32 protein-coding genes are annotated in these 26,730 nt (G+C 65.5%); 9 read left to right on the top strand and 23 right to left on the bottom strand.

The window, feature by feature from the left end:
- Window positions 1-31 precede the first annotated feature (31 nt).
- Both ubiB and G9408_RS10750 read right to left on the bottom strand, forming a co-directional pair.
- The gene (gene ubiB / locus G9408_RS10755; protein WP_168453971.1) at window positions 32-1,576 is read right to left on the bottom strand and encodes a 2-polyprenylphenol 6-hydroxylase; all 1,545 of its coding nucleotides are present in this window, start codon (window positions 1,574-1,576) and stop codon (window positions 32-34) included.
- Window positions 1,573-2,310 (bottom strand): class I SAM-dependent methyltransferase, encoded by a 738-nt coding sequence (locus G9408_RS10750; RefSeq protein ID WP_168453970.1) that lies wholly within the window; start codon window positions 2,308-2,310, stop codon window positions 1,573-1,575. The genes ubiB and G9408_RS10750 overlap by 4 nt, the downstream gene beginning before the upstream one ends.
- 94 nt (window positions 2,311-2,404) lie before the next feature.
- Between G9408_RS10750 and mutM the strand changes: the two genes are divergently transcribed.
- The 3 genes from mutM to dnaA all read left to right on the top strand — a co-directional run bounded on the left by mutM (window position 2,405) and on the right by dnaA (window position 5,532).
- Window positions 2,405-3,217 carry a bifunctional DNA-formamidopyrimidine glycosylase/DNA-(apurinic or apyrimidinic site) lyase gene (mutM, locus tag G9408_RS10745; protein ID WP_168454122.1) on the top strand — a complete coding sequence of 271 codons (813 nt, stop codon included), beginning with the start codon at window positions 2,405-2,407 and terminating at the stop codon, window positions 3,215-3,217.
- Between the two features lie 187 nt (window positions 3,218-3,404).
- Window positions 3,405-3,668, top strand: coding sequence for a 30S ribosomal protein S20 (gene rpsT, locus G9408_RS10740; RefSeq protein WP_120218405.1), 264 nt, complete (start codon window positions 3,405-3,407; stop codon window positions 3,666-3,668).
- Between the two features lie 505 nt (window positions 3,669-4,173).
- The gene (gene dnaA, locus G9408_RS10735) at window positions 4,174-5,532 is read left to right on the top strand and encodes a chromosomal replication initiator protein DnaA (protein WP_210423313.1); all 1,359 of its coding nucleotides are present in this window, start codon (window positions 4,174-4,176) and stop codon (window positions 5,530-5,532) included.
- Between the two features lie 353 nt (window positions 5,533-5,885).
- On the opposite strand, the gene G9408_RS10730 is transcribed toward dnaA, so the two are convergent.
- The 4 genes from G9408_RS10730 to secB form a co-directional block, all read right to left on the bottom strand.
- Window positions 5,886-6,602, bottom strand: a complete 717-nt coding sequence (locus G9408_RS10730; protein WP_168453968.1) for a DUF4136 domain-containing protein — start codon at window positions 6,600-6,602, stop codon at window positions 5,886-5,888.
- A 154-nt stretch (window positions 6,603-6,756) separates the two neighbouring features.
- Window positions 6,757-7,755: a tryptophan--tRNA ligase gene (gene trpS, locus G9408_RS10725; protein ID WP_168454121.1), complete on the bottom strand. Its 999-nt coding sequence runs from the start codon at window positions 7,753-7,755 to the stop codon at window positions 6,757-6,759.
- 13 nt (window positions 7,756-7,768) lie between these two features.
- The gene (gene murJ, locus G9408_RS10720) at window positions 7,769-9,346 is read right to left on the bottom strand and encodes a murein biosynthesis integral membrane protein MurJ (RefSeq protein ID WP_168453967.1); all 1,578 of its coding nucleotides are present in this window, start codon (window positions 9,344-9,346) and stop codon (window positions 7,769-7,771) included.
- A gap of 168 nt (window positions 9,347-9,514) precedes the next feature.
- Window positions 9,515-10,036, bottom strand: coding sequence for a protein-export chaperone SecB (gene secB / locus G9408_RS10715; RefSeq protein ID WP_168453966.1), 522 nt, complete (start codon window positions 10,034-10,036; stop codon window positions 9,515-9,517).
- A gap of 246 nt (window positions 10,037-10,282) precedes the next feature.
- Here secB and G9408_RS10710 point away from each other — a divergent pair, with 246 nt between their 5' ends.
- The 3 genes from G9408_RS10710 to G9408_RS10700 are packed head-to-tail and all read left to right on the top strand — an operon-like array spanning window position 10,283 to window position 12,871.
- The gene (locus tag G9408_RS10710; protein ID WP_168453965.1) at window positions 10,283-10,948 is read left to right on the top strand and encodes a Tim44/TimA family putative adaptor protein; all 666 of its coding nucleotides are present in this window, start codon (window positions 10,283-10,285) and stop codon (window positions 10,946-10,948) included.
- Between the two features lie 38 nt (window positions 10,949-10,986).
- Window positions 10,987-12,288: a murein transglycosylase A gene (gene mltA / locus G9408_RS10705; protein WP_168453964.1), complete on the top strand. Its 1,302-nt coding sequence runs from the start codon at window positions 10,987-10,989 to the stop codon at window positions 12,286-12,288.
- Between the two features lie 7 nt (window positions 12,289-12,295).
- The gene (locus tag G9408_RS10700) at window positions 12,296-12,871 is read left to right on the top strand and encodes a Smr/MutS family protein (RefSeq protein WP_168453963.1); all 576 of its coding nucleotides are present in this window, start codon (window positions 12,296-12,298) and stop codon (window positions 12,869-12,871) included.
- A gap of 229 nt (window positions 12,872-13,100) precedes the next feature.
- Here the strand turns inward: G9408_RS10700 and dapE are convergent, their stop codons facing one another.
- Window positions 13,101-14,237, bottom strand: coding sequence for a succinyl-diaminopimelate desuccinylase (gene dapE / locus G9408_RS10695; protein ID WP_168453962.1), 1,137 nt, complete (start codon window positions 14,235-14,237; stop codon window positions 13,101-13,103).
- A gap of 260 nt (window positions 14,238-14,497) precedes the next feature.
- Here dapE and G9408_RS10690 point away from each other — a divergent pair, with 260 nt between their 5' ends.
- The gene (locus G9408_RS10690; protein ID WP_168453961.1) at window positions 14,498-14,965 is read left to right on the top strand and encodes a cupin domain-containing protein; all 468 of its coding nucleotides are present in this window, start codon (window positions 14,498-14,500) and stop codon (window positions 14,963-14,965) included.
- Window positions 14,962-15,588, top strand: coding sequence for a LysE family translocator (locus G9408_RS10685; protein ID WP_168453960.1), 627 nt, complete (start codon window positions 14,962-14,964; stop codon window positions 15,586-15,588). The genes G9408_RS10690 and G9408_RS10685 overlap by 4 nt, the downstream gene beginning before the upstream one ends.
- A 10-nt stretch (window positions 15,589-15,598) precedes the next feature.
- On the opposite strand, the gene G9408_RS10680 is transcribed toward G9408_RS10685, so the two are convergent.
- From G9408_RS10680 to G9408_RS10650, 7 genes are all read right to left on the bottom strand, one after another.
- Window positions 15,599-16,270 (bottom strand): glutathione S-transferase family protein, encoded by a 672-nt coding sequence (locus tag G9408_RS10680; RefSeq protein ID WP_168453959.1) that lies wholly within the window; start codon window positions 16,268-16,270, stop codon window positions 15,599-15,601.
- A gap of 117 nt (window positions 16,271-16,387) precedes the next feature.
- Entirely contained in the window at window positions 16,388-17,050 is a 663-nt protein-coding gene (gene yihA, locus G9408_RS10675) for a ribosome biogenesis GTP-binding protein YihA/YsxC (RefSeq protein ID WP_168453958.1), read from the bottom strand.
- A complete protein-coding gene (yidC, locus tag G9408_RS10670; protein WP_168453957.1) occupies window positions 17,047-18,801 on the bottom strand; it encodes a membrane protein insertase YidC in 1,755 nt (584 codons plus the stop codon). Before yidC ends, yihA begins: the two co-directional genes overlap by 4 nt.
- Before the next feature lie 47 nt (window positions 18,802-18,848).
- Window positions 18,849-19,061: a membrane protein insertion efficiency factor YidD gene (gene yidD / locus G9408_RS10665; protein WP_168453956.1), complete on the bottom strand. Its 213-nt coding sequence runs from the start codon at window positions 19,059-19,061 to the stop codon at window positions 18,849-18,851.
- A gap of 139 nt (window positions 19,062-19,200) precedes the next feature.
- On the bottom strand, window positions 19,201-19,539 hold the full coding sequence (gene rnpA / locus G9408_RS10660; RefSeq protein ID WP_168453955.1) for a ribonuclease P protein component: 339 nt from the start codon (window positions 19,537-19,539) through the stop codon (window positions 19,201-19,203).
- Between the two features lie 29 nt (window positions 19,540-19,568).
- The gene (rpmH, locus tag G9408_RS10655; RefSeq protein WP_037517054.1) at window positions 19,569-19,703 is read right to left on the bottom strand and encodes a 50S ribosomal protein L34; all 135 of its coding nucleotides are present in this window, start codon (window positions 19,701-19,703) and stop codon (window positions 19,569-19,571) included.
- Window positions 19,704-19,804: 101 nt separating this feature from the next.
- Window positions 19,805-20,140: a hypothetical protein gene (locus tag G9408_RS10650; RefSeq protein ID WP_168453954.1), complete on the bottom strand. Its 336-nt coding sequence runs from the start codon at window positions 20,138-20,140 to the stop codon at window positions 19,805-19,807.
- A 209-nt stretch (window positions 20,141-20,349) separates the two neighbouring features.
- Between G9408_RS10650 and G9408_RS10645 the strand changes: the two genes are divergently transcribed.
- The gene (locus G9408_RS10645) at window positions 20,350-20,484 is read left to right on the top strand and encodes an Entericidin EcnA/B family protein (RefSeq protein ID WP_168453953.1); all 135 of its coding nucleotides are present in this window, start codon (window positions 20,350-20,352) and stop codon (window positions 20,482-20,484) included.
- A 42-nt stretch (window positions 20,485-20,526) separates the two neighbouring features.
- Here the strand turns inward: G9408_RS10645 and G9408_RS10640 are convergent, their stop codons facing one another.
- The 9 genes from G9408_RS10640 to G9408_RS10600 all read right to left on the bottom strand — a co-directional run bounded on the left by G9408_RS10640 (window position 20,527) and on the right by G9408_RS10600 (window position 26,696).
- Window positions 20,527-21,321 carry an alpha/beta hydrolase gene (locus tag G9408_RS10640; RefSeq protein ID WP_168453952.1) on the bottom strand — a complete coding sequence of 265 codons (795 nt, stop codon included), beginning with the start codon at window positions 21,319-21,321 and terminating at the stop codon, window positions 20,527-20,529.
- Window positions 21,322-21,408: 87 nt separating this feature from the next.
- The gene (locus tag G9408_RS10635; protein ID WP_168453951.1) at window positions 21,409-22,068 is read right to left on the bottom strand and encodes a glutathione S-transferase family protein; all 660 of its coding nucleotides are present in this window, start codon (window positions 22,066-22,068) and stop codon (window positions 21,409-21,411) included.
- Between the two features lie 4 nt (window positions 22,069-22,072).
- Window positions 22,073-22,555, bottom strand: coding sequence for a VOC family protein (locus G9408_RS10630; RefSeq protein WP_168453950.1), 483 nt, complete (start codon window positions 22,553-22,555; stop codon window positions 22,073-22,075).
- A gap of 24 nt (window positions 22,556-22,579) precedes the next feature.
- Window positions 22,580-23,377 carry a VOC family protein gene (locus tag G9408_RS10625; RefSeq protein WP_168453949.1) on the bottom strand — a complete coding sequence of 266 codons (798 nt, stop codon included), beginning with the start codon at window positions 23,375-23,377 and terminating at the stop codon, window positions 22,580-22,582.
- A gap of 138 nt (window positions 23,378-23,515) precedes the next feature.
- Window positions 23,516-24,235 carry a DUF1428 domain-containing protein gene (locus G9408_RS16740; RefSeq protein WP_168453948.1) on the bottom strand — a complete coding sequence of 240 codons (720 nt, stop codon included), beginning with the start codon at window positions 24,233-24,235 and terminating at the stop codon, window positions 23,516-23,518.
- A 29-nt stretch (window positions 24,236-24,264) separates the two neighbouring features.
- Window positions 24,265-24,933 carry a glutathione S-transferase family protein gene (locus G9408_RS10615; RefSeq protein ID WP_168453947.1) on the bottom strand — a complete coding sequence of 223 codons (669 nt, stop codon included), beginning with the start codon at window positions 24,931-24,933 and terminating at the stop codon, window positions 24,265-24,267.
- A gap of 29 nt (window positions 24,934-24,962) precedes the next feature.
- The gene (locus tag G9408_RS10610) at window positions 24,963-25,940 is read right to left on the bottom strand and encodes an alpha/beta fold hydrolase (RefSeq protein WP_168453946.1); all 978 of its coding nucleotides are present in this window, start codon (window positions 25,938-25,940) and stop codon (window positions 24,963-24,965) included.
- Between the two features lie 28 nt (window positions 25,941-25,968).
- Window positions 25,969-26,187, bottom strand: a complete 219-nt coding sequence (locus G9408_RS10605; protein ID WP_168453945.1) for a DUF4287 domain-containing protein — start codon at window positions 26,185-26,187, stop codon at window positions 25,969-25,971.
- 71 nt (window positions 26,188-26,258) lie between these two features.
- A complete protein-coding gene (locus G9408_RS10600; protein WP_168453944.1) occupies window positions 26,259-26,696 on the bottom strand; it encodes a VOC family protein in 438 nt (145 codons plus the stop codon).
- Between the last annotated feature and the right edge of the window lie 34 nt (window positions 26,697-26,730).

Here is a 26,730-nt window from a genome sequence, read left to right as displayed (position 1 = left end):
GCGCAAAAAATATGCGCATAGTGTCTGCGTGTCAACCGAGCCACTGGAGCACGCCCGCACCCGCCGCCGCTCCGACCACCGCGGTCAGCGCATAACGCCACCACACCCGCCGCTCACCTCGTTCCCACATCAGCGGAATGTCGGGCAGCGGCGGCGCGGGCGGCGCGGCGCCCTTGCGCGGCAATTGTTCGTCGAGGCGGCGGATGATGTCGGGGATCAGCGCCAGCGTCTTGCCCTGTTCGCGGAGGCCATCGGCGAGCGCCGCCTCGGGGCCGAGTTCGTCCCGGATCCATTCCTTCACAAACGGTCCCGACACGTCCCACATGTTGATCTGCGGGTTCAGCATCGTCGCGACGCCTTCGACCATCACCATCGTCTTTTGCAGCAGCAGCAGGTGCGGCTGCGTCTGCATGTCGAAATCGCGGGTGATCGCGAACAGGCCGTCGAGCATTTGCCCGACCGAAAGCTCGCTCACCGGCTTGCCGCGCATCGGTTCGCCGACCGCGCGCAGCGCCGTCGCGAATTCGTCGACATTGTGATAATCGGGGACGTACTGCGCCTCGAAATGGATCTCGGCGACGCGGCGGTAATTGCCCGTGGTCAGGCCGTAGAGGATCTCGGCGAGCCAGTAGCGTGCCTGCCGGTTGATCCGCCCCATGATGCCGAAATCGACCGCGGCGATCGTGCCGTCGGCCTTCACGAACAAATTGCCCTGATGCATGTCGGCGTGGAAAAAGCCCTCGGCGATCGCCTGGCGCAGGAAGGCGTGAACCAGGTTGCGCGCCAGCGCCTCCATGTCGTGACCCGCCGCGATCAGCGCATCGCGGCGCGAAATCTTGATGCCGTCGATCCAGCTCAGCGTCATCACGCGGCTGGTCGTGCGGTCCCAGTCGATCGCGGGGACTTCATAGGTCGGCACCCCGACCATCGCGTCGGCGAGCTCGGATGCCGAGGCGGCTTCGCGGCGCAGGTCGAGTTCGCGCAAGGTCCAGCGGCGGAAATTGGCGATCACCTGCCGCGGGCGCAGCCGCGATGCTTCGCCGCCCAGCGCCTCCAGATGCGCAGCCGCCCATTCATAGGTTTCGATGTCGCGCGCGAACTGCTTGTCGATGCCGGGGCGGCGCACCTTCACCGCGACCTGGCGACCGTCGGTGGTCACCGCGCGGTGCACCTGTGCGATCGACGCCGATCCCACCGGGTCGGGATCGAATTCGCGGTACAGGCTCTCCAGCGGCGCTTCGAACACGAACTCGATTTCTTGCCGGATGCGGTCGAACGGCACCGGCGCCAGCGCGTCCTGCAGGCTCAGCAGGTTGCGCGCGGCCTCCTCGCCGACCAGATCGGGGCGCGTCGCGAGCGTCTGGCCCAGCTTGACCGCGGCGGGGCCGATTGCCTGAAACGCGGCGGCATAGTCGGGGATTTTGGGCTGGCCGGTGCCGAAGCGCGCGATCCGGCACAGGCGCTTGACCCCCGGCGGCGTCTGCGGCGCGGTCTCGATCCCGCGCAGCGCCCCGTGGCGCGCGAGGATACGGCCCCATTTCAGCAGGCGCAGGATATGGGTGACGGGACGGGTCAAGCCTTCCACCCGCTGTGGATCGCCACCAGCCCGCCGAGGATCGGTTCGACCTTCACCGCGGTGAAGCCTGCTTCGCGGATCATCTTCGCGAACTCGGGCATCGGCGGGAAGCGGCGGATCGATTCGATCAGATAGCGATAGCTGTCCTCGTCGTCAGCGATCAGCTTGCCGAGCTTCGGCACCAGATGGTGCGAATAGGCGTCATAGGCCTGCGCGAAGCCCGGCCATTCGTTGGTCGAAAATTCCAGGCAGAAGAAGCGCCCGCCGTAGCGCAGCACGCGGTGCGCTTCCTTCAGCGCCGCCGGGATGTCGGTGACGTTGCGGATGCCGAAAGCGATCGTATAGGCGTCGAAAAACTGGTCGGGGAACGACAGCGTCTCGGCATTCTGCTCGGACCAGACCAGCGTGTCGATCCCGCGCCCCGCCGCGCGCTCCATCCCGACGCCCAGCATGTCGGGATTGATGTCGGCAACGGTGATGCTGGCGCCGAAGCGCTCCATGCGAAAGGCGATGTCGCCGGTGCCGCCCGCCATGTCGAGGATCGCCTCGCCTTCGCGCGGCTTCACCCGGCGCACGAAGCGGTCCTTCCACAGCCGGTGCATCCCGCCCGACATCGCGTCGTTCATAATGTCATATTTGCGCGCGACGCGGCTGAACACCTCACCGACCTTGGCGGTCTTTTCGGTCGCGGGAACCTGTTCATAGCCAAAGCTGACGGTATCGGGGGTGGTCATCGTGGCGGCGCCTTTGCGGGGGAGAAGCGAAGTCTGATCGGCCTTTAGCCAAGGGTTGAAGCGCAAGCAAATGGCGCGTAGCCCGATGCGCGATATGCCCGAACTTCCCGAGGTTGAAACCACCGTCCGCGGCCTCGCGCCGCACCTCAGCGGCCAGCAGCTGGTGCGCGTGTCGACGCTGCGTCCCGACCTGCGCCGTCCGTTCCCCGTCGATCTGGCGCAGCGGCTGACCGGATCGATCGTCACCGGCCTGTCGCGCCGCGCCAAATATGGCATCATCGCGACCGACCGCGGCGACCATATGATCTTTCACCTTGGCATGTCGGGGAGCTGGCGGATCGGCGCGGGGGAACCCGGCAAGCACGACCATCTGCTGATCGATACCGCCGCGGGGCAGCGGCTGATGCTCCACGATCCGCGGCGGTTCGGGTCGGTCGATCTGGTCGCCGGCGATCCGCTCACCGCTTTTCCCGCCTTCGTCACCCTCGGCCCCGAGCCGCTATCGGACAGTTTCGACGCCGCATATCTCGCGAAGGCGCTTGCGGGGCGGCGCGCGCCGATCAAGGCGATGCTGCTCGACCAGACGATCGTTGCGGGGCTCGGCAACATCTATGTGTGCGAGGCGCTCAACATGGCGCGCATCCACCCGGCAAAGCCTGCCGCCGACGTTTCGCGCGCCAAACTCGCGGTGCTGGTCCCCGCGATCAAGGCGGTGCTGGAGGCGTCGATCGCGGCGGGCGGGTCGACCCTGCGCGACTATAAACAGCCCGATGGCGAGCTTGGCTATTTCGCCAAGGACTGGCGCGTCTATGGCCGCGAGGGCGAAGGCTGCGAATGCGGCGGCACGATCGCGCGCTTCGTCCAGGGCGGGCGATCGACCTTCTACTGCCCCAAATGCCAGCGTTGATGCGGGAAATCCGTGCAATATGCATTGACCAAAGCGGCCTTGCTGGCTATGGGCGCACCCTTCGAGCAGGGTCCGGTGTTCCGGAACCGGCCGTATCCGGACATTGATTCGCACGTTACGCGCGATTCGGCTGCTCCGGTGACGCTGTGCTCCGACCGACTTAGACCGTTTGAAAACCGAGGAATTTATGGCCAATACGCCCCAGGCAAAAAAGCGCATCCGCCGCAACACCGCGCGCACCATCGTGAACAAGAATCGCGTTTCGCGCATTCGCACGCTGGTGAAGAAGGTCGAGAACGCGATCATCGCCGGTGACAAGGACGCCGCGGCGACCGCGCTGAAGGCGGCGCAGCCCGAAATGGCGCGCGGCGTTGCCAAGGGTGTGCTGCACAAGAACACCGTGGCGCGCAAATTCTCGCGCCTGACCAAGAGCGTCAACGCGATCGCCTGATTTCGCTGTCCCGAAAGGGAACAAAAAAGACCCGCCGGCATCGCGCCCGCGGGTCTTTTTTTGTGCCCGATATTGTGACCGGACGATGGCAAATGTGTTGCAGCGCGGTAAGTGACGGATTTACGGCGATTCGTTGATCTGCAACGCGAATGTCACATTTAAGTATCTGATAAATATATTAAAAATGCGACTTTGACGTGATTCTGGCGCCCCTGCCGAGTCAAGATTTTTATTTCAGTATTTTTACACCACCGCCCCTTGCTCGACTCGCTTTGCCCTGACTAGACAGGTGCGTCGTCGGCCTTCGCCGGTGGCCGCCACATCGACATGATTCGCACTTCTTCGGGCCTTCGGTCCCGGGCAGGATGCCTGCGTCATCGCGCGGGCGACGAATCGGCGTGTGAAGCGGCTCCGTGAAGCGCTGGGCGGCAGGGGGTTCAGCGGGGGCGGTGCGGGCGTGACAGACAGCGGGAATCGGGATGGCTATGATGCGAAGGACAGGGCGATGAGCGGCGATGCCGCAGCGCTGTGGCCGCGCGTTGCCGAAGGCTTGCGCCGCGACCTCGGCGTGCGCACCTTCGACCATTGGCTGAAACCCGTCCGCTTTGGCGATTATTGCGCGATGTCGGGGGTGGTGACGCTCGAAACCGTCAGCCGTTTTTCGGCCAATTGGATCAACGAACGCTTCGGCGACCGGCTCGAGCTTGCATGGCGTCAGCAACTGCCTGCGGTGCGCGGTGTCACCGTGCGGGGTGGTGCTGGGGCCAGCGAACGTGCTGCCATCCTCGCCAGCCCGCCGCTCCCGGCGTTCGACCCGCCGCCGCCCGCCGCCAATCCGGCGCTGCTCGGTTTCGACCCGCGGCTGTCGTTCGACCGTTTCGTCATTGCACGCAGCAACATTCTCGCCGCCAATGCCGCACGGCGCATGGCGATGGTCGAAGCACCGCAGTTCAACCCGCTCTACCTTTGCTCGGGTACCGGCCAGGGCAAGACCCACCTGCTCCAGGCGATCGCGCAGGATTATGCCGCGGCGCATCCGACCGCGGACATCATCCTGATGTCGGCGGAAAAATTCATGCTCGAATTTGTCGGCGCGATGCGCGGCGGCGACATGATGGCGTTCAAGGCGCGGCTCCGCGCCGCCGACCTGCTGCTGCTCGACGACCTCCAGTTCGTCATCGGCAAGAATTCGACGCAGGAAGAATTGCTCCACACGATCGACGATCTGATGACCGCGGGCAAGCGGCTGGTGGTCACCGCCGATCGCCCGCCGTCGATGCTCGAGGGGGTCGAGGCGCGGCTGCTGTCGCGCCTGTCGGGCGGGCTGGTCGCCGACATCGAGGCGCCCGAGGATGACCTGCGCGAACGCATCATCCGCCAGCGGCTCGCCGCGATGCCGATGGTCGAGGTGCCCGACGCGGTCGTCGCCTATCTGGTCAAGCATTTCACGCGCAATATCCGCGAGCTCGAAGGCGCGCTGAACAAGCTGCTCGCCTATGCCGCGCTCACCGGCATGACGATCGACCTCGCGCTTGCCGAGGATCGGCTCGCCGAAAATGTCCGCAGCGCGCGCCCGCGGATCACGATCGACGAGATCCAGCGCGCGGTGTGCGCGCATTACCGGCTCGACAAGAGTGAGATGGCGTCGAAACGCCGCGTCCGCGCGGTCGCGCGCCCGCGGCAGGTCGCGATGTATCTGGCCAAGGAGCTCACCCCGCGCTCCTATCCCGAGATCGGCCGCCGTTTCGGCGGACGCGATCATTCGACGGTGATCCACGCGGTGCGCACGGTCGAGGCGCTGCGCGTCGCCGACAGCGAACTCGACGCCGAAATCGCCGCGATCCGGCGCAGTTTGAACAGCTGATCCACAGGGTGATGCCGGGGTTATCCCCGGGATTGTCCACAGCGCTGGAGGCGGCGCGGGGTATCGACGGCTTTTTTTTGGGGGGGAGGGAGCGGACGTACCCATACCGTCGCCCCCGCGAAGGCGGGGGCGACGTCTTTCTTCCGTCGGTCGTTTCCACACCATCGTCATCCCGGACTTGATCCGGGATCCATTCTTCCGACGGTGCGTGAATGGATCCCGGATCAAGTCCGGGATGACGATGATTGCGCGGCAACTTCCGGTCGCAACCCGACATTGCTCCACACGCCAAAACAAAAAAGGCCCGCCTTTCATCCGAAAGGCGGGCCGTTTTTTTCAGCCGTGCAGCAATCTCACCCCTTTTCGGGCGGCGCCACGGTGATCCGCACCCGCTCGCCCGAATTGCCGGGGAAGCCGGTGAACATCGCCTCGACCAGATTGGGGACGATGGTTTGCAAATTGTTGTCGCGCGACTGCGCCTCGGCATGGCCTTCGAACAGGCGCGATCCGTCGGCGGCGCGGTTGATCTGCAGGTTCAGCCCGCTGGTATAGACCGTATAGCTGCTGACATCATTATAGCCGCCGAAGCCGGGTCCGAACCCGCCCCACAGGAAGGGGTCGCGATAGCCATAGACGTAGCGGCGCCCGCCGCGCCCGGTGACGATCACCGGGCGATAGAAGCCGCCGCCATAATAGCCGCGATAGCCGCCATACCAGGGGTCGCCGAAACCGGGGCTCGACACGACGCGTTCGCGCCCCTTGTCGACGCCATAGTCCATCCGCACGACCAGATCGGCGCGCTCGCCGGGTGCGGCGGGGCGATAACCGTATCGCGTCAGCTCGCCCGCGACCAGATTGGCATATTGGCCAAATTCGATGCCGCCGGCGAGCGCCGGGTTGTTCGCCTCGACGACAAAGCTCTGGCCCTGCGGCGCGGGCAATTGGGTCTGGAAACGCGCGACATCGGCCTTGAACGGCGTCGCGCAGCCGGCGAGCGCCAGCGCGGCGCCGGTCATCGCGGCGAGTCCCAAGCGGCGAAGGCCGAGGTGGCGAAGGGTCGAATTGCTCATCGTCTTGGCTCCGTGATTCGGGGGCGCACATCTCTGGCGCTTTATACCATGACTGCGCCGATGCGACTTAACCTTGGTTGAACCCGGCTCGTCGCATCATGGTTCCCTATCCGATATCGGGTGCCGCTGCCAATAAGCAAGCCCGGTCAGACGATTAGCGGCACAGCCCCAACGCCGCATAGGCGGCGTCGATCGTCGGCCGCGCGAGCGCCGCCGCGCGCGCCGCGCCATCCTCCAGCGCCGCATCGATCGCCGCCGGGTCGGCCTTGAGTTCGGTCAGCCGCGTGGCGATCGGGCGCAGGCTTTCGACGAGCAGTTCGCCCAAAGCAGGTTTGAACGCGCCGAACCCCTGTCCGGCGAAGCGCGCCAGCACGTCGTCGACGCTTTCATCGGCCATCGCGGCATAGATCGACACGAGGTTGCGTGCCTCGGCGCGCCCTTCCAGCCCCGCGACCTCCGACGGCAGCGGTTCGGCGTCGGTCTTGGCCTTGCGGATCTTGGCCATGATCGTGTCGGCATCATCGACCAGGTTGATGCGGCTCGCATCGCTCGGGTCCGATTTCGACATTTTGGCATTGCCGTCGCGCAGGCTCATAATCCGTGCCGCGGCCTTCGGAATCGTCGGTTCGGGGAGCGTGAACGTCTCGGTTCCCGTATCGAGGTTGAATTTTGTCGCGATGTCGCGCGCAAGCTCCAGATGCTGTTTCTGGTCGTCGCCGACGGGAACATGCGTCGTCTGATAGAGCAGGACGTCGGCGGCCTGCAGCACCGGATAGGCGTAAAGCCCGACGCTGGCGCCCTCGCGGTTCTTGCCCGATTTTTCCTTGAATTGCGTCATCCGGTTCAGCCAGCCGATCCGGGCGGTGCAGAACAGCAGCCAGCCGAGCTCGGCATGGGCGGGGACGCGCGCCTGGTTGAACAGGATCGCCTTGGCGGGGTCGATCCCTGCGGCCATCAGCGCCGCCGCCATCTCGCGCGTGTTCGCGGTCAGCTCGGCGGGGTCGTTGTGGACGGTGATCGCGTGCAGGTCGGCGAGGAAATAGAGCTTGTCGCCCGGCATCTCGTCCTGCATCCGCACCCAGTTGCGGATCGCGCCCAGATAATTGCCGAGGTGCAAGTTTCCGGTGGGCTGAATGCCCGATAACGTCCGCATCATATCTGTCCCATTAGAGTTTGCGTCGGCGCAGCTGGCCGATGGTGTCGCGATTGACCACGCCGAACAGCATGGCGCAACCAAAGAATATGAGCCCGCCCAGGGCCACGATCGCGCTCAGCGCAACGATCCGCTCGAACACCCCGCCGACAAAGGCGTCGCCCGCCAGCGGGATTGCCACCATCAGCGCCGCCGCCATCGCCGCCGCGGCAAGGATGATGCGCGCGATCCGCCCGGCGACCCGCCCGGTCAGCCGGAACAGGCCTTTGCGGTGCAGGATGGCATAGAGCATCGCGACATTGCACCACGCTGCGATCGATCCGGCGAGCGCCAGCCCGACGATGCCGAGCGATGGGATCAGCGCCAGGTTGAGGCCGATATTGATGAGCAAGGAGATCGCGGCGGTCCACACCGGGGTGCGGGTGTCCTTGCGCGCGAAGAAATTGGGAACCAGCACCTTGACCAGCACATAGGCGGGCAGGCCGACGACGAGCCCGCCGACCACCGCGCCGGTCGCGAGGCCGTCGGCGACGCTATACTGGCCGCCGACGTAAAAGGCGCTGGTGATCGAAGGACCGGCGACGAACAGCGCGACTGCCGCGGGCACGGTCAGCAGCATCGCCAGTTCGACCGCATTGCTTTGCAGGCGCGCCGCCCCGTCGCGGTCGTCGAGCGCCACGAAGCGCGACAGCGCGGGCAGGATCGCGGTCCCGAGCGCGATGCCGATGATGCCGAGCGGCAGCTGGTTGAGCCGATCGGCCATCGCCAGATAGGTGATGCTCTTGTCGGGCAGCGAGGCGATGAAGAACAGATCGACGAAGCGGCTGATCTGATAGACCCCGGCGCCGAACACCGCGGGCAGGATCAGCACCCCCATTTCGCGCACGCCGGGGGTCAGCTGCGGGCGGCGGAGCGCCGGCCGAAAGCCCGAGCGCCGCACCCAGAACAGGAGCCAGACGAGCTGGAACAGCCCGGCCAGCGACACCGAAATCGCCAGATACAGGCCGGTGGCCGCCTTGGCCGCTTCGCCGCCATCGCCGGTGACCATGCCGAGGAGCAAGGCTGCGACTAGGCAGATGTTGAGCAGAATCGGCGCCGCCGCCGCCGCGGCAAAGCGCGACAGGCTGTTGAGGATCGCCGCGAACAAGGTCGCGACGCTCATGAACGCCAGATACGGAAAGGCGATGCGCGCCATCATGACCGTCAGGTCGAATTTTTCGCTGTCGGCGCGCAGCGCCTCGCTGGCGAACAGGTGCATGATCCACGGCATGACGATCAGCAGCAGCGCCGAAAAGACGATCAGGATCGGGATCAGCACCGCCAGCACCGCATCGGCAAAGGCGCGCGCCTCGCTATGGTCGCCTTCCTTGGTCATCCGCTGGTTGAACAGCGGGACAAAGGCGGCGGCAAAAGCACCCTCGGCGAACAGGCGGCGAAAGATATTGGGCAGCTGGAACGCCAGCTGCCACGCATCGGCCACGCCGCCGGCGCCGAGGATGCGGCTGAGCAGCATGTCGCGCGCAAAGCCGAAGATGCGGCTGACCATCGTCAGCCCGCCGATCGTCCCGACGCTTTTGAGCAGGCCGCTCACCGGTAAAGCCCCTTCCCTTCAGGGGAGGGGTTGGGGTGGGGTTTCGCGGCGTAGAGCAAGGCCGAAAGACCCCACCCCGCTGCGACGAGGCCCGGCTTTGCCGAGCCAAGTCTCGCTGCCCCTCCCCTGAAGGGGAGGGGTTTAGTCAGGAGGGCCAAGGCCGTCAGATCAGGCCTGGCCGACCGGAACGGCGTCGCCCAGTTCCCCGGCTTCGGTCTGCGCCTGGACCTGCTGCATGAACAGGCCGTGGAAATCGATCGGTTCCAGCAGCAGCGGCGCAAAACCGCCGTCGCGGACGGCATCGGCGACGACGCGGCGCGCGAAGGGGAACAGGATGCGCGGCGCTTCGGCGAGGAAAAACGGCTGCAACTGGTCTTCGGGGACGTTGCGGACGCCGAACAGTCCGGCATATTTCAGCTCGATCACGAACATCGTGCCCTGATCGGCCTTCGACGTGACGTCGATCTTCAAGGTTACTTCGAACAGGTTCTCGCCGACCCCTTCGGCGGCGATGTTGAACTGGACGTCGATCTGCGGCGCATCCTGCCACTGGTAAACCGCGGGCGCGTTCGGATTTTCGAACGACAGGTCTTTGACATATTGCGAGATCAGGCCGATCGCCGGGCTGGTATCTTCGCCATTGGGCTGCAGGGCGGGGTTGTTGATGTCGGCGCTGGTCTCGTCAGCCATGGTGCATTGCTTTCGCTCGAAAAGATGAAACAGGATCCGCGCTGCAGGCCGTGTCGGGACTGCGGCAGACGGTTGCGGCGGCGCTTAGCAGCGCGCGCCAGCCAGCACAATGGGATCGCGGCGGCGCTTTGCTGGGGGTGAATCGTTGACCTGCCGCATCGGCGGGGCCATGGCGTTTGAAACTTGGCCGTGCATCGCCTATGTATCGGCCTTGATGTTTCCATTGCCCGCATTGGACTTTTGCCCGTGACTGCTTTTTCGATCGTCCTGCTCGCCATGATTGCCGCCTTCCTCGGCATGCGGCTGTACTCTGTACTCGGCAAGCGCACCGGGCACGAGCAGGAGCCGGTGTTGCCGCGCCGCGACGAGCGTGCGCCGCCCGCGCCGGTGCGGCTGGACGATGGCGACGCGCCGTCGGCGCCGATCGGTGCACCCGACACCTCGGGCCTAGTCTATGAACCTGCCGCCGAAATCGGCCTGCGCCAATTGCTCGCGACCGACCGCAATTTCGATGCCGGCCGCTTCATGGAGGGCGCCGAGGCGGCGTACCGCATGATCCTCGAAGCCTATTGGAAGGGCGATCGCGATACGCTGCGCGACCTGTGCGACGACGACAGTTACGAAGCCTTTGTCGAGGCGATCGAGGCGCGCGATGCGCGCGGCGAAAAGCTGGAGAATCGCCTGATTGGCATCGAGTCGGCGAAGATTGTCGCGGTCGAGATGGACCGCAAGGAAGCGCGCGTCACCGTGCGCTATCAGGCCGACATCAGCGCGGTCACGCGCGACGCCGATGGCAAGATGATCGCCGGGTCGATGAGCGATGCGTCGCGCACCGACGACCTGTGGACGTTCCGCCGCGCTATCGGCAGCGACGATCCCAACTGGCTGCTCGACGAAATCGAAGCAGCCTGACCGCGATGCCCGCGCTTGGTTCGTCCGGGAAGCGCCGGATGCGGGTTTTCGGATTGTCCTTGGTCGCGGTATTACCGCTTCTCGCGGGATGCGCGTCGGTGATCCCCGATGCAGGCAGCCGCCCCGCCGCCTCCACACCGGCACCCGCAGCGAGGCCGTCGGGCGCCACGCCGCGCCCCTATCAGCCGCGGCCATCGGAAAGTGGCGGCGTTGCGGCGAGGCCGATCCCGGCCACGCCGCGCCCGGCGCTGCCCGCCCCCGCGGTCCCGGCCGACGCGACGACGGCGGCGGCAAGCGGCGTCATTGCCGGCCCCGATTTTGCGTCACTTGGCATCGCTCCCGAACAGGCAAGCGCCGCGCTTGCCGCCTTTCGCATCAGCTGTCCTTCGGTCCAGCGCCGCGCCGATGTCAGCGGGCTGACGCAGGGCGCCGACTGGGCCGAAAGCTGCAACGCCGCGAAAAACTGGGCTGACAGCGATGCCGCTTCCTTTTTTTCGCGTTATTTCGGGACGGTGCAGATCGGCGCCGGAACCGCCTTTGTCACTGGCTATTACGAACCCGAAATCGCCGGATCGCGCACGAAGCGCCCGGGCTATGACGTCCCCATCTATCGCCGCCCCGCCGATCTGGTCGACGTCGACCTCGGGCAATTTTCCGACGAGCTGAAGGGCCGGACGATCCGCGGCCGCGTCGAGGGCAGCAAGCTGGTGCAATATTACGACCGCGCCGCGATCGAAAGCGGCGCGCTCGAAGGGCGCGGGCTCGAAATCGCTTATGCCGCCGACGCCGCCGAATTCTTCTTCCTGCAAGTGCAGGGCTCGGGCCGCCTGCGCCTGCCCGACGGCGGCGTCATGCGGATCGGTTACGACAGCCAGAATGGCCGCGGCTATGTCGGCATCGGCAAGCTATTGCTCGACCGCGGCGAATTGCAGCGCGGACAGGCGTCGATGCAGGGCATCCTCGATTATCTGCGCGCCGATCCGAAACGCGGCGCCGCGGTGATGAACGAGAATCCCAGCTGGGTGTTCTTCCGCGAACTCACCGGCCCCGGCCCGCTCGGCGCCATGGGCCTGCCGGTGACCGGTCGCGCCAGCGTCGCTGCGGATCCCAAATATGTGCCGCTCGGCGCCCCCGTCTTCCTCTCGCTCGACCGTGCCGAACCGAACGGGCTGTGGGTGGCGCAGGACACCGGCGGCGCGATCAAGGGCGCCAACCGCTTCGACAGCTTCTGGGGCGCGGGTGAGGATGCGCGCGCGATCGCTGGCGGCATGGCGGCGCGCGGTTCGGCGTTGCTGCTGCTCCCGCGCGCCAGCGTCGCGCGGCTGATCCCGGCGCGCTGACGCCGCGATGGCGCGGCGGCTCGATCCCGACGAAAGCGCGCTGTGGAAAAAGGTCGCGGCGACGGTGAAGCCGCTGGTGAAGGCGAAAGTGCCGCTCGCGCCCGCAGCCCCGCCGACGATCCGCCCGCCTGCGCCGACCCCGCGCCGCCCCGCCGCCCCGGCGGCGCCCGTCCGTCCCGCCACGAAACTGCCGCCGCCGCGCCGCACCCACAGCGCCGCGACGCTCGACGGCCATTGGGACCGCCGCCTGCGCAAGGGGCTGGTCCGCCCCGACCTCAGCATCGACCTCCATGGGCATAGCCTCGCCTCGGCGCAGACGCTGCTCGACGATGCGATCGGCCGTGCGCTGCTGCGCGGCGCGCGCGTGCTGCTCGTCGTGGCGGGTCGCCTCCGCCCCGGCGCCGACCGCCTGCCGACAATGCACGGCGACCCGCGCCCGCGCGGCGCGATCCGCGCCTCGCTGCCCGATTGGCTCGCTTGTTCGCCCCACGCCGACCAGATCGTCGCGCTGCGCCCCGCGCATATCAGTCATGGCGGCGCGGGCGCGGTCTATGTGATCCTGCGGCGCGCAAGGGACGATTGATCTCACGCAAAGGCGCAAAGGCGCGAAGAAGAAAAATCTCACACAAAGACACAAAGACACGAAGCGGGATGAAAGTCCGTGAGGTAAGACCATCGTCGCAGGCAATCACAAATGACGCGACGCGTGATCCGTCGCAGCGGCCTAGGTATAACCCGTTGTCTTTGCGCCTTTGTGTCTTTGTGTGAGAAATCTCTTTCTGATCTTCTTCGCGCCTTCGCGTGAGATCAATTTAATCCAGCAAAGCCCGCATCAATATCCCGCGGTAAATCGCGGTCAGCTTGTGCAGATCGGCGACCGCCACCGCCTCGTCCAGCTTGTGCATTGTCGCGTTGGTCAGCCCGAATTCGACCACCGGGCACAGCGCATGCAGGAAGCGCGCGTCCGACGTTCCGCCGGTCGTCGACATTTCCGCCACCACATCGGTCTCGGCACGGATCGCCTCGGCGACCAGCTCCGACAGCTCGCCCGGCGGGGTCAGGAATGCTTCGCCCGAAATCTTGCCGAGCACCTTGGCGGCGGGTTCGACGTCGTGCGCGATGCGTTCGACCATCGCGACCAGATCGGCGCCCTTGTGCTGGTCGTTGAAGCGGATCGACAGTCGCGCGCGCGCCGACGCCGGGATGACATTGGTCGCGCCATTGCCGACCTCGATGTCGGTGAATTCGATATTCGACGGCTGGAACCAGTCGTTGCCGCTGTCGAGCGTCACCGCGTCGATCGCCGCCATGATCCGCACCAGCTTGGGGATCGGATTGTCGGCGAGGTGGGGGTAGGCGACATGCCCTTGCGTTCCCGGCACGTCGATCCAGATATTGACCGACCCGCGCCGTCCGATCTTTACCATGTCGCCGAGCCTGTTCACCGACGTCGGTTCGCCGACGACGATCATGTCGGGCGCGATGCCGCGCCCCGCCATATGCTCCATCAGCGCGCGGGTGCCGAAAATCGCCGGGCCTTCCTCGTCGCCGGTGATGATCAGGCTGATCGTTCCGGCATCGACCGGGGTCGCGGCGGCGGCGGCGACAAAGGCCGCGATCGACCCCTTCATGTCGACCGCGCCGCGCCCGTAGAGCAGGTCGCCGCGAATTTCGGGGGCAAAGGCGTCGCCGGTCCAACCAACCCCCGGCGGCACGACGTCGAGATGCCCGGCAAAGCCGAAATGGACGGGGCCGCTACCCCGCCGCACCGCGAGCAGATTTTCGACCGGCCCGTCGGGTTCGATCCCGTCGATAAAGCGCTCGACGGTGAAGCCCAGCGGGGTGAGCGCTGCCTCGAGCACATCGAACACCGCGCCGGTCGCGGGTGTGACGGAGGGCGCGGCGATCAGCGCCTGGGCGAGGGTGACGGGGTCGATGTGCGTGGGCATGCCCGCCCCTTACCCGCTGACGCCGCGCCAAGTCGAGCCGATAGAAATGGGGGGTCGCACAAAGACACGAAGACACGAAGAAGCCGAGCGGAAACGCGGCTGTCGCTTTTCTCTTTGGTGCGCAGCGCCTTTCTGTATGTCGTCTGCGACGGCAAACCGCGATCAGCGATCATTGACCGCCCTCTTCGTGTCTTTGTGTCTTTGTGCGAAACAAAGGAGCTTGGTTCGCGCCCATGCGCGCCGCAACAGGAACAGACGCCATGCCCAAACTCGACCTTGACGCCATCCCGCAAACCAACGCCACCGGCTACCCCGCGCCCTATGATGCGGCGGTGCAGGGCCGCTGGTACCGCCGCCTCGCGCCCGCCACCGGCCTCAGCGATTTTGCCGCCAGCCATGTCGTGCTGAAACCCGGCGCCTGGTCGTCGCAGCGCCACTGGCACGACGGCGAGGACGAGATGCTGGTGATGATTTCGGGTGAAGCGACCCTGATCGAGGACGACGGCCGCTGGCCGATGCGCCCCGGCGATATCGCTGTGTGGCCGAAAGGCAGCACCAACGGCCACCATCTGGTCAATGAATCGGACGCCGACTGCGTGTTCGTCGCGCTCGGCGGCGGCAAGAAATATGACACCGGCGGCGGCTATTCCGACATTGACATGCTGTTTACGCCCGACGGCTATTTCCACAAGGATGGCACGCCCTATCCGACGAAGCGGATTCCGTGAGCGCCGCCGACTGGGTTGGTTTCGCGCTGGCGGTGCTGTTGATCGAATTGACGCCGGGCCCGAACATGGCGTGGCTTGCGGCGCTATCGATGGGCGACGGTCGGCGCGCCGGGCTGGCGGCGACCGCGGGGATCGCGATCGGCTTGTTCATTAATGCGCTGGCGGCGGCTTTGGGGATTGCGTTTGTCGTAGCGGCCAGCCCGACGCTTTGGCAGGCTTTGCGCTGGGGCGGTGCAGCATTTTTGTTGTGGCTGGCGTGGGAAAGCTGGCGCGATGGCGGTGAGAATTCGCCTGCGCGCGCCATCGATGCCGGACGGGCAAGGCATCATTTCCTCTCGGGATTGGTGGTCAACCTGCTCAATCCAAAGGCCATGCTCTTCTATGTCGTCGTCATTCCCAGGTTCAACGGCGGCCAGATTCCGGGCTTCGGACTTGCCTTCACGCTGGCTTTGGCCAGCATCGCTATCGCGACGGCGGTTCACGTGGGCCTTGTGCTGGCGGGCAGCCGGATCGGCGAATGGCTCGCTGATCCCGCGCGGACCCGCCTGATTCGCCGTATATTGGCCCTGATGATCGTCGCTGTGGCGGTCTGGTTCGCAATGACCGCGGCGCCGCAATCCTAGGGTCTTTACCCTAGCTCTCGACCGGCCCCTCGAACTTCTCGATCACCCAATCCTCGGCCTGCGCGCCGCCGATCCAGTCCTGCATGCACTTATGGCTGATCACCGCCTGCATATAGGCGAGCGCGAAGGGCGGTAGCGGGATCGAGTAGGTGATGAAGCGGGTGACCACCGGCGCGAACATCATGTCGGCGGCGGACCAGTCGCCGAACAGATAATCGCCCGCGCCGCCGAACCGCGCCCGCGCTTCGGCCCAGATTTGCAGGATGCGGACGACATCGGCCTGCACTTCCGGGGTCAGTTGGGCGGCGGGAAAGATGCGGCGGATGTTCATGCTGTGCTCGCGGCGCAGCGCCGCGAAGCTCGAATGCATTTCGGCCGCCATCGACCGCGCCATCGCGCGCGCCGCCATATCGTCGGGCCAATAGCCCTTGGTGCCGCCGGTCTTTTCGTTGAGATAATCGATGATCGCCAGGCTATCCCACACGACGATGTCGTCGCCGTCCCACAGGATCGGCACCTTGCCGCCCGACGGCGCAAACTCGTCGCCCTCGCGGCGCTGGTTCCATTCCTCATTGTAGAGCGGGACGGCGATTTCCTCGAACGGCAGGCCGCTATGCTTGGCGGCGAGCCAGCCGCGCAGGCTCCAGCTGGAGTAGGCCTTGTTGCCGATGAACAGTTTCATGGGGTCTCCAAGTCCCCCTCCCGCTTGCGGGAGGGGCTAGGGGAGGGCCTGTATGGCCCTATGGGTGACGCAACATGCCCTCCCCCGACCCCTCCCGCAAGCGGGAGGGGAGAAGGATTATACCTCCACCGCCTCCAGCACTGCGGTGCGCAGCTCGGCGATCCCCAAGCCCTTCTCGGACGAAGTCACAATCACTTCCGGATGCGCCGCGGGGTGCTTGCGCGCCTCGGCCTCGGTCGCGGCATGGATCGCGGCGAGGTCACTCGCCTTGACCTTGTCGGCCTTGGTCAGCACGATGCGATAGCTCACCGCCGCGGTGTCGAGCATTTCCAGGAACTCGCGGTCGACATCCTTCAGTCCGTGGCGGCTGTCGATCAGCACCAAAGTGCGTTTCAGCACCTGCCGCCCGCGCAGATAGTCGTTCACCAGGAAACGCCATTTCTTGACGACATCCTTCGGCGCCTTGGCAAAGCCGTAACCCGGCATGTCGACCAGCCGGAATACCAATGGCTCGCCGACGTCGAAATAATTGAGCTCCTGCGTCCGCCCCGGGGTCACCGACGTGCGCGCCAGCCCGTTGCGGTTGGTCAGCGCGTTGAGCAGCGACGATTTGCCGACGTTCGAACGGCCCGCAAAGGCGATTTCGGGCATCGTCGGGTTCGGCAGATGCTGAAGCGCCGGGGCCGATTTCAGAAAATTGATCGGCCCCGAAAACAGCTTGCGCGCGCGTTCCGCCCTTTCGGGATCGGCTCCCGGCGCAAGGTCGTCGCGATCGCTCACGTCGTCGCCTGCGCCTTCAGCGCCGGGAACTTCTGGTACATCCACTGCTGCTGCGCGATCGACAGGATGTTGTTGGTGATCCAGTACAGCAGCAGGCCCGCCGCGAACGGCGCCATGATGAACATGAACAGCCACGGCATGATCTTGAACACCTGTTGCTGCACCGGGTCGGCCGGGGCGGGGTTCAGGCGGAACTGGAGCCACATCGTCACACCCAGGATCACCGCCAGCACACCGATCGCCAGGATCGACGGCGGGGTAAAGGGCAAGAGGCCGAACAGGTTCAGGATGTGCAGCGGATCGGGCGCCGACAGATCCTTGATCCACAGGATGAACGGCTGGTGGCGCATTTCGATCGCCAGCATCAGCACCTTGTACAGCGCGTAAAAGATCGGGATCTGGATCAGGATCGGCAGACAGCCGGCCAGCGGATTGATCTTTTCGTCCTTGTAGAGCTTCATCAGCTCCTGCTGCATCTTGGGCTTGTCGTCCTTGAAGCGTTCCTGCAGCGCCTTCATCTTCGGCTGGACGACGCGCATCTGCGCCATCGACGAGAATTGCCGGTTGGCGATCGGGAACATCAGCAGGCGGATGATCAGGGTCAGCGCCATGATTGCGACGCCGAAATTGCCGACCTGCAGGAACAGCCAGTGCAGCAGCTTGAAAATCGGTACCGCGAAAAATTCGAACCAGCCCCAATCGATCGCGTTCGACAGGCGGGTGATGCCCAGCTTGTCCTGATAGGTTTCCAGGATATCGACTTCCTTCGCACCGGCAAAGATGCGGCTGGTCGTCGCGATCTGCTGGCCGGGGGCGACCTGCGCGAAATCGCGCGCGAACAGGGTCTGGTAATTGTTGGCGCTCGGCGAGCTAATGGCTGCGGTCACGCGTTCGCCCTTGGCCGGAACGACCGCCGCGAGCCAATATTTGTCGGTAAAGCCGAGCCAGCCTGCCGAATTATAACGCACGGTGCGGTTCGGCGCCTCCTCCAGATCCTCATAATCGGTGTCGAACACCGACTTGCCGTCGAGATAGCCGGTCGGGCCGACATGGATCGTGATGCTGTCCTGCTCGTGCGGGTCGGTCGGCTTGCCCAGCCTGTCAAGCAGCGCAAAGCTGCTCGCGCTCACCGGCGCGGTGCCGGTGTTGGCGATCGTCTGCTTGGCGGTGATCAGGTAATTGGCGTCGATGCTATATTCGATGCGGAACGTCTGGCCGGTGCCATTGGCCCAGCTGAGCGTCACCGGCGTCGTCGGGGTCAGCTTGCTGCCGCTCGCGGTCCACAGCGTCGTCGGCCCCGGCACCTGAACGCCCTGCGCCGACCAGCCGATGCTGGCGAAATAGGCGGCCTTGGTACCGCCCGGGGCGAACAGGCGCACCGGCGGCGAATCCTTGGCGATCGTCTGGCGATATTTGGTCAGCGTGATGTCGTCGATGCGCGCGCCGACCAGGTTGATCGAACCCGCCAGCGCCGGGGTGGCGATCGGTATCCGGTTGCCCTCGGCCAGCGCCGCTTCGACCGGGCGGATCGCCTGCGTCGCGGGGGCAGCGGGGGCGGTGGCGGTCGGCAGCGCGCTCGGCTGGCCTCGCGCGGCGGGCGTGGTTGCCGGGGTGCCGTTGGCACCCGCGACCGTGGTCGTCACGTCGGGCTTGGCGGGGGTCGGGAAAAACTGCGCCGAGACGAAGTTCCAGCCGATCAGGATGGCCACCGACAATAAAATTGCCGCGATCAGATTACGCTTGTCGTCCACGCTCTACGGTCTCTCTTCGTCTCAAAAAATGTCGGGGAAAACGGCAGCTACGGCACCGGATCATGGCCATGCCCGCCCCAAGGATGGCAGCGCAATAGCCGCTTTGTCGCGAGCCAGCCACCCTTGATCGCACCATAGCGTGACAGCGCCGTGATCGCATAGGCGCTGCACGAGGGAGAATAGCGGCATGTCGGCGGCAGCAGCCGCGACGGGCCAAGCTGCCAACCGCGCGCGATCAGGATGAGCAGTTTGGCGATCATCGCAAAAGCCCGGAAAACTGCGTAACTTTACGCGCGATTTCGCCAGTTTCGTCACCCCGGACTTGATCCGGGGTCGATGACGTCGGGGCCGGAATGGACCCCGGATCAAGTCCGGGGTGACGAAGCAGGGGGGGCGGCCTCATCGCGCCAATTTCTTCGCCGCGCGCGCGAGCGCCGAATCGAGCTGCTCGCCGAGCTCGGCAAAGAGGATGTCGTTGCCGCCGGGCCGTCCGATCAGCACATGGTCGGCGCCCGCTATCCCCGATTCGGGCAGCGCGGCGCGGCTCAGCTCGCGCAGCCGGCGCTTCATCCGGTTGCGGGTGACGGCGTTGCCGACTTTCTTGCTCACGGTGTAACCGATGCCCATCGCGCTATCGTCGTCGCCGCGGGCGCGGACGAGCAGAACAAAGCCGGGCATGGGAAAGCGAAGGCCGCGGTTGGCGGCCAGAAATTCGCTGCGTTTTGAAAGCGTTCGCACCAGTTTCACTGGCGCCTAAGCGTCAGCGATCAGGCCGACAGCTTCTTGCGGCCCTGGGCGCGGCGGTTGGCCAGAACCTTGCGGCCGCCAACGGTTGCCTTGCGGGCGCGGAAGCCGTGGCGACGTGCACGCACGAGGTTGCTGGGTTGAAAGGTGCGCTTCATCGCGGTTGTCCCTAAATCTCTTGCAAGGCTTTAACAGAAAAGGGCCGCCAAACGTGGGCGGCCACCGATGGAGGCGCGGATAGGCGAGAGTCGAGGCAAAGTCAATCGGCATTGGCACGGATTTCCGGCGTTTCGCGGGCGCCCTTCGCCAGCGCCTCGCGTTCGCGCCGCCGGGCCGCGCTGGTTCGCCGCATCACCCGGTCGGTCCACGCGGCATAGCGCGGGTGGCGCCGCTTGAACCGGACATAGATGCGCTTTGCCCAGGCACTGTTCTGGAGACACAGCATCAATCCGATCGGGAACAGGATCAGAAAGCCCGGACCGGGCAGGACGCCGACGATCGGCGAAATCAGGATCAGCAACACGCCCAGCACGAACAGCGCCAGCCGCACCTGCGCGGTCGACCGCAATCGCTGGTAGAGGCTGCGCTTTGCCATGGGGGTCGATGTGGGGAGGAGGGCGCCGCGCGGCAAGACCAAAAGCTTTCGGGCGCGGCAGCGCCATACCCCCTATTCACCCCGGCCCAGCGGTCTTTTGGAACGCTTCGGCCAGCGCGCCACCGACACCAAGGAACGATCCTTTCACCCCACCGTTGCCGAAAGCATCGAAACGAGAGGGCGGTCGGCCCTTTTGTCGGAGAGAGAGAATGAAAAAGCTTCTGACGATTTTTGCGATCAGCGGGTCGATGTTTTTCCTGTCGGCGTGCAATACCATTGACGGTGCAGCGAAGGATGTTGAATCGGTCGGCGACTGTGCCGATGGTGTCCAGGGCAACTGCTAGGATCCTGACCCTAGGCCGCTGCGAGCGCCCTACCGCCGATGATCAGTGCAGCGTGACGAACCGCGCCATGTCGTCGCGGGTCAGGTAACGCACTTCGTCGAACGGGGTGCTGTTGGTCAGCGCGTAAAAGGCGCGCGCCTTGGCGTCATCCATCCCCAGCTCGCGATAAAGCCCGAGATATTCGGCATGTACCGGATCGTTCGCGGCATAGTCGTTTGCCTCGCGCCCGCTATCGTCGGCCCAGCTATGCACCCCGAATTCGGCGTCGGGCGCGGCGCGGCGGGTGCTGCCGGCGAGCCATAGCTCGACCGCGCCCGAGCGCACCGAACCGCCACTCGGCACGACGGTTTCCAGTCCCGCGCGGCGGATTGCGCGCGCCAGGATCAGGTTTGCATCCTCGTCGAGGCTGCCCGGACAGTCGATCATCTCGAGCCGCTTGAGCCCCGGGAAGGCGGCGAGCATCGCCGCGAACTGGCGCGGGGTCGCCGATGTCACGTCGCCAGCCATCCGCGCCGTGCTAGCGTCGATCACCGCAAAGGGACCATAATGCGCCTTGGCGCGGCCGAGTGTCGCGAGCGTCGCGCTCGGCGCATAGCGCCGCGTCGCCGTCAGGTCGGCGTCTTCGGCCAGCGCTTCGTCGTCGAGCAGTGCGGCCTCATCGTCCAAGACCTCGTCGTCAAAGGCGGCGTTTTCGTCGTCACCGCCCACCTCTTCCCACGTCCAGCTGACGGTCGTGGTGACGGTGATCCCCTGCTGCGCATGCGCCGGGGCGAACGCGAGCACCGCCGCGCAAAGCGCGACGCACAGCGTGCGAAACAAGGCGGTCGGCAAAACCATGCCCCCGCCCTCGCGCACGTGCGATGACCAAATCGCAAAGCGCCAGCGTCAGCGCGCCGTTAACCCCGTTGCGGGACGGTCATTTTGTCAGTCGCGGTCCGGCACCTCTAACGGGAAGAAGCTGCGATAGGGGCGGGCTTCCTCGATACACCGCGCCACGCTCGGCCGCGCCAGCAGGCGGGCACGATAGGCACGCACCCGCGCATGGCGTGGATCGATCGGATGCACCCAGTCGGCGTAGAAGAGGGCCGGTGCCGCCGAACAGTCCGCCAGCGAAAAGCCGTGCGGCGTCGCCCAGCCGTCATCAGGCAGCCTCGTCTCGAGCCAGCCATAGGCCTTCTCGAGCAGGTCACGCGCGCGCGCTATGCGGGCAAGGTCCGGTTTCTCCGTGATAAAAGGAAGATATTCGGCAACCACCGCCTGAAAACGCGCCTGAAAATGATTGTCGAAAATCCGGTCGAGGAAGCGGACGTCGAGTGCCACCTGCGGGTCGGCGGGGATCAATTGCGGTTCCGCGATTTTCTGGTCGAGATATTCGATGATGATCGACGATTCGAAATGTGGCACGCCATCGTCGACGATCAGCGGAAATTGCCCGACCGGCCAATGCGACCGCAGTTCGTCATAGTGCGTGAACGGCTCCGCGGTTTCGAGCGCGCGGTAGTCGAACGCGATGCCCTTTTCATAAAGCGCGATCAGCGCCTTCCACGCGTAGGACGAAAAGGGGTGGGCGTAGAGGATCAGCATCGGCTTACCCTTTTACAGCGGCTTCGATCGCCGCGATGTCGATCTTTTTCATCGTCATCATCGCCTCGAACGCGCGCTTGGCGACCGCCTTGTCGGGGTTGGTGGTCGCTTCGAGCAGGACGCGCGGGGTGATCTGCCACGATACGCCCCATTTGTCCTTGCACCATCCGCACACGCTTTCCTGGCCGCCATTGCCGGTGATCGCGTCCCACAACCGGTCGGTTTCGTCCTGCGTGTCGGTGTGGACGATGAAGGAAAAGGCTTCGTTATGCTTGAAGATCGGCGGGCCGTTGAGGCCAAGGCAGGGGGTGCCGAGCAGCGTAAATTCGACCGTCATCACATCGCCCGCCTTGCTGCCGGGCGAATCGGCGGGTGCGCGGTGGATGGCGCCGACATGGCTGTTGGCAAAGGTCTTGGCATAGAAATTCGCGGCGTCCTCGGCATCGCCTTCATACCAGAGGCAGAGCGTCAAAGGGGTCTTGGTCATCGTTTCTCTCCTGGGGATTGGTGATCAGGCTTTGCGTGGCCCGACAAAGCCGACGGCGGCGCCCTGCGGGTCGATCGCGTTCATCGCATATTCGCCGCCGGGAATTTCCATCGGTGCGTTGGTCACGGTGCCGCCGTTCGCGGTCACCGCGGCATGGGCGCGATCGATGTCGTCGACGCCGATATAGAAATTCCACACCGGCGCCGGATAGCCCGCCATCAACGGCATCACCGCGCCGATTGTGTCGTCGCCGCTCTGGATGAAGCGGTAGGCGCCGAGTTCGCCCATCGGCATCTCGCCCTCCTGTCGCCAGCCGAAATGCCCGGTGTAGAAACGCACCGCGGCATCCGGGTGCGACGTAGCCAGCTCGTTCCACCGGATGCGCTGCGGCTCGGTCACCGAAAACACATCGCTGGCCCCCTCCGGGACGCCTTCGGGCGGGATCGGGTCCATGATGTAAATGGGCGCGCCCTGCGGGTCGGTCACCATCGCGATCCGTCCGACCGGGATGTCCATCGCGGCCATCTGTACCGCGCCGCCATCGGCCTTGATCGCGTCGATCGCGGCATCGACATCCTCGACTTCAAGATAGCCCATCCAGATCGGCCGGGCGCCACCGGCGAGCATGTCGGCATTCAGCGCCAGTACGCCGCCCGCATTGCCGCCATCGCTGCGGCCAATCATGCGATAATCCATGTCGCCCGCCGCGGGGTCGGCGTGGCTGGCGATCGTCCATCCGACCACCGCGCCATAAAAGGCGGCGGCGCCGGCGGGATCGCTGGTCATCAGTTCATACCAGATGAAATGCGCTGGCTTGCTCATCGTTCTTCTCCTCTCGATCCTCCCTGACGCGTAGCGATGGGGAGGGGTGGAGGGGCTGCGGCGGTAGTGTCATGGCCCCTCCGTCAGCCCTGCGGGCTGCCACCTCCCCATGGCTTCGCCACAGGGAGGAGCATGGCGTCACGCCTCGACGATCGGGGCAAAGCCGCCGTAGATCATCCGCGCACCGTCGAACGGGGTGTTGTCGGGATCATGTTTCATCCGCTCGTCGGTCATCATCTTTTCCCAGCCCGCGACGCGCGCTTCCTTGCTCGGCCATTCGACCCAGCTGTACACGACGCTTTCGCCGTCCTTCTTGTGCGCGGCGCGCGCATAGTCGGTGACCTTGCCGTCGGGGACGTCGTCGGCCCACGCTTCGACGACGCGCGTCGCGCCATAGTCGCGGAACACTTCGGACGCCTTCTTCGCCATCGCGCGATAGGCTTCCTTGTTGCCGTCGGGGACGGGCACGAGATAGCCGTCGACATAGGCGGTTTCGCCCTCTGCGCGATCGTCGACGATCGAATCGAAGCCGCCGATGATCATGCGCTTGCCGTCGAACGGCATCTCGCCGCCCATCGACGCCATGCGCGGGTCGCTCATCATCTTTTCGTTGGCGGCGTCGCGAGTTGCCTTGTCGGGATATTCGAACCAGCTGAACACGACGGTTTCGTCGGGCTTGGCCTGTACGGCGCCCTTGAAATCATTGACCTTCCCGTCGGGGACGTCGTCGCCCCAGCATTCGACCATCCGCGCGACGCCGAATTCCTTGAACAGATGGGCCGCGTCGGCGGCGTGTTTGCGATAGGCTTCCTTGTTGGCGGTCGGCACCGCGACCACAAATCCTTCTACATAGGTCATCTTGTCTCTCCTTTAGGGGGGTGGGAAATTCAGGCCGTGACCGGCTCTTTTGTGAAGGATGCCAGCTGCGCGTCCATCGCGCGCGTGAAGGCGGGACGCGCCGTGCAGCGATCGAGATAGGCGGCGAGGCGCGGATATTCGGCGACCAATCCCGCCTCGACACCCTCGCGCAGCACCGTCGCCATCGCGATGTCGGCAATGCTGAAATCGCCGAGCAGATAGGGTTTGTCGCCCAGCGCATCGGACAGGCGGCCAAACCGGCCGCGGATAAATTCGATCAGGCCGGGGCGGCGCAGCTTCGCCCATTCCTCATCCTTCGAAAAAATATCGACATTGCCGAGCTCGAACATCATCGGTTCGACGCTGTTCAGCGCCGCGAACACCCAGGCGGTGGCGTCGGCGCGGCCTTGTGCATCGGTGGGCAGCAACCGCGCATCTTTTGCCGCCAGATACAGCATGATCGCGCCGCTTTCGAACAGGGTGATGTCGCCGTCGCGCAGCACCGGCACCTGCCCCCAGGGTTGCAGCTGGTAATGATCGGCCGGTCGGTCGACCGCGCTGATCAGTTTTTCGGCATAATCGACCCCCAGCTCCTCGCACGCCCAGCGCGGACGCAGGTCGCGGACGAAGCCGCGCGCGAAGTCGGGTACCCACTCAAAGGCGATGATTTCGATATCGGCGTTCGGGTTGACGGGCATAGTCTCTCTCCTTGGGGGGGGGCAGGGGTTCAGAAAAATCCGGCGGGCATCGGCGGGGTGGCATCGTCCAGAAAGGGGATGACCTGCGCCGCGATCGTCGCGGCTTCGGCCATGACGCCGATGTGCGATGTCGCGGGCAGGACCGACAGCCGCGCCTTGGGAGCGGCGGTCATGAAACCCTGCGTCGCGGTCGCGATGTCGCCGCCCCCGCGCAGCTTGAACAATTTGATCGCATGTTCGAGCGTCATGCCATCGGCGTCGCCCAGCACGACCATCGTCTTGCCCGGAATCGCGCGCAGCTGTGCGTCGCTATAGGCAAAGGGCGTGCCGTCGATATGCTTGATCGCCGCGACCAGGTCGGGAAAGGCGTCGGGGGTGGGCGACAGCCGCTTATATTCGGTCTCCATCGGCGTCCCCGCGAACATTTCGGGGGTCATTTTGGCGATGCCCTCCAGAACTTCGGGAACCCAGCCGTCGAGGCTGGCGGCGCCCGAAATCACCACCTGTTTGCCGACGCGTTCCGGGTGGCGCACCGCCATCGCGATCGCCGTGCTGCCGCCCATCGAATAGCCGAGGACATCGGCGCGCTCGACACGCAGCGATGCCAGCACCGCGACCGCATCGTCGGCCATCTGTTCATAACTGAAAGCACCGCCGACCTTGCCGGTGCGCCCGTGGCCGCGCGCGTCGATGGTGATGACGGGGCGCGAGGCGGCGAACAGGTTGACGAACGGCGCCATCGCCTCGCCCGACATGAAGGCGCCGTGCAGCACCAGCAACGGTGTCTGTTTCGACGCCAGGTCGCCATGCACCGCATAAGCGATGCGGACGCCGTTGACCGTGGCATGGCCCGTTTTCGCGGCGCTCGCGGCCGCGGGTGCGGGCTGCTGAGCATATGCGGGCTGGGGCTGTGCCGCGACGACGGCGGCGCTGGCGAGCAGGGCGAGCGCGGCGGCAATCCCCGGATGGCGGCGGCGGAGAATTTGGAGGGGAGGAAAGGCTGTCATGATATGTCCTCTTGGATCGGCGCGGCCTCTAGGTCCGCTTCCCTTTGATAAAGGCGAAGATCGACATCGCGTGGCCATGGCCCAGGTCGAAATCGCCCTTCAGCCAGTCGATCACCGCACCGGGCTTGACCCCGGGGGCGAGGCCGCGCTCGTCGGCCAGCCCCTTGGCGATCGCGATCGCTTTCAGTGCTTCGGCGGACTTGCCGGTCTTGGCCTCGACATTGTCGAGATAGGCCTGGAAACTCATCGTCGGTCTCCCGTCGGGAGGAGAACGGCGGCCGGCACAAGGGTGGCCGTCCGTTCCCCTCCGCGGCTCGGTCAGGCAGCGGCTTCGGCGGGCTCACCAGCGGGGATGGCAGCGGGGTCCATCCACATCACTTCCCAGATATGGCCGTCGGGATCCTCGAAGCTGCGCCCGTACATGAAATCGCCATATTCCTGGGTCGGGGTCGGGTCGGCCTTGCCGCCCGCGGCGGTCGCCTTGGCAACTTGCGCGTCCACATCGGCGCGGCTGTCGGCGGATACGCAGAGCAGCACCTGCGCGCTCGTATGCGCGTCGGGGATCGCCTTCGACGTGAAGGTCGCCCATTTTTTGTGGGTCAGCAGCATGACGTGGATCGAGCCTTCCTGCACGACCATGCACGCGGCAGTCTCGTCGGTGAAGGCGGGGTTGTTGACCGCGCCGACCGCTTCATAAAAGGCCTGCGACCGGGCAAGGTCGGTCACCGGCAGGTTCACGAAAATCATCTGGGGCATCGTCTCTCTCCTTGGGGATGGGATCGGGGTAGTC

It is taken from the genome of Sphingopyxis microcysteis (assembly GCF_012274265.1).
Classification (GTDB): domain Bacteria; phylum Pseudomonadota; class Alphaproteobacteria; order Sphingomonadales; family Sphingomonadaceae; genus Sphingopyxis; species Sphingopyxis microcysteis.
This window is presented reverse-complemented; position numbering and strand designations above follow the sequence as displayed.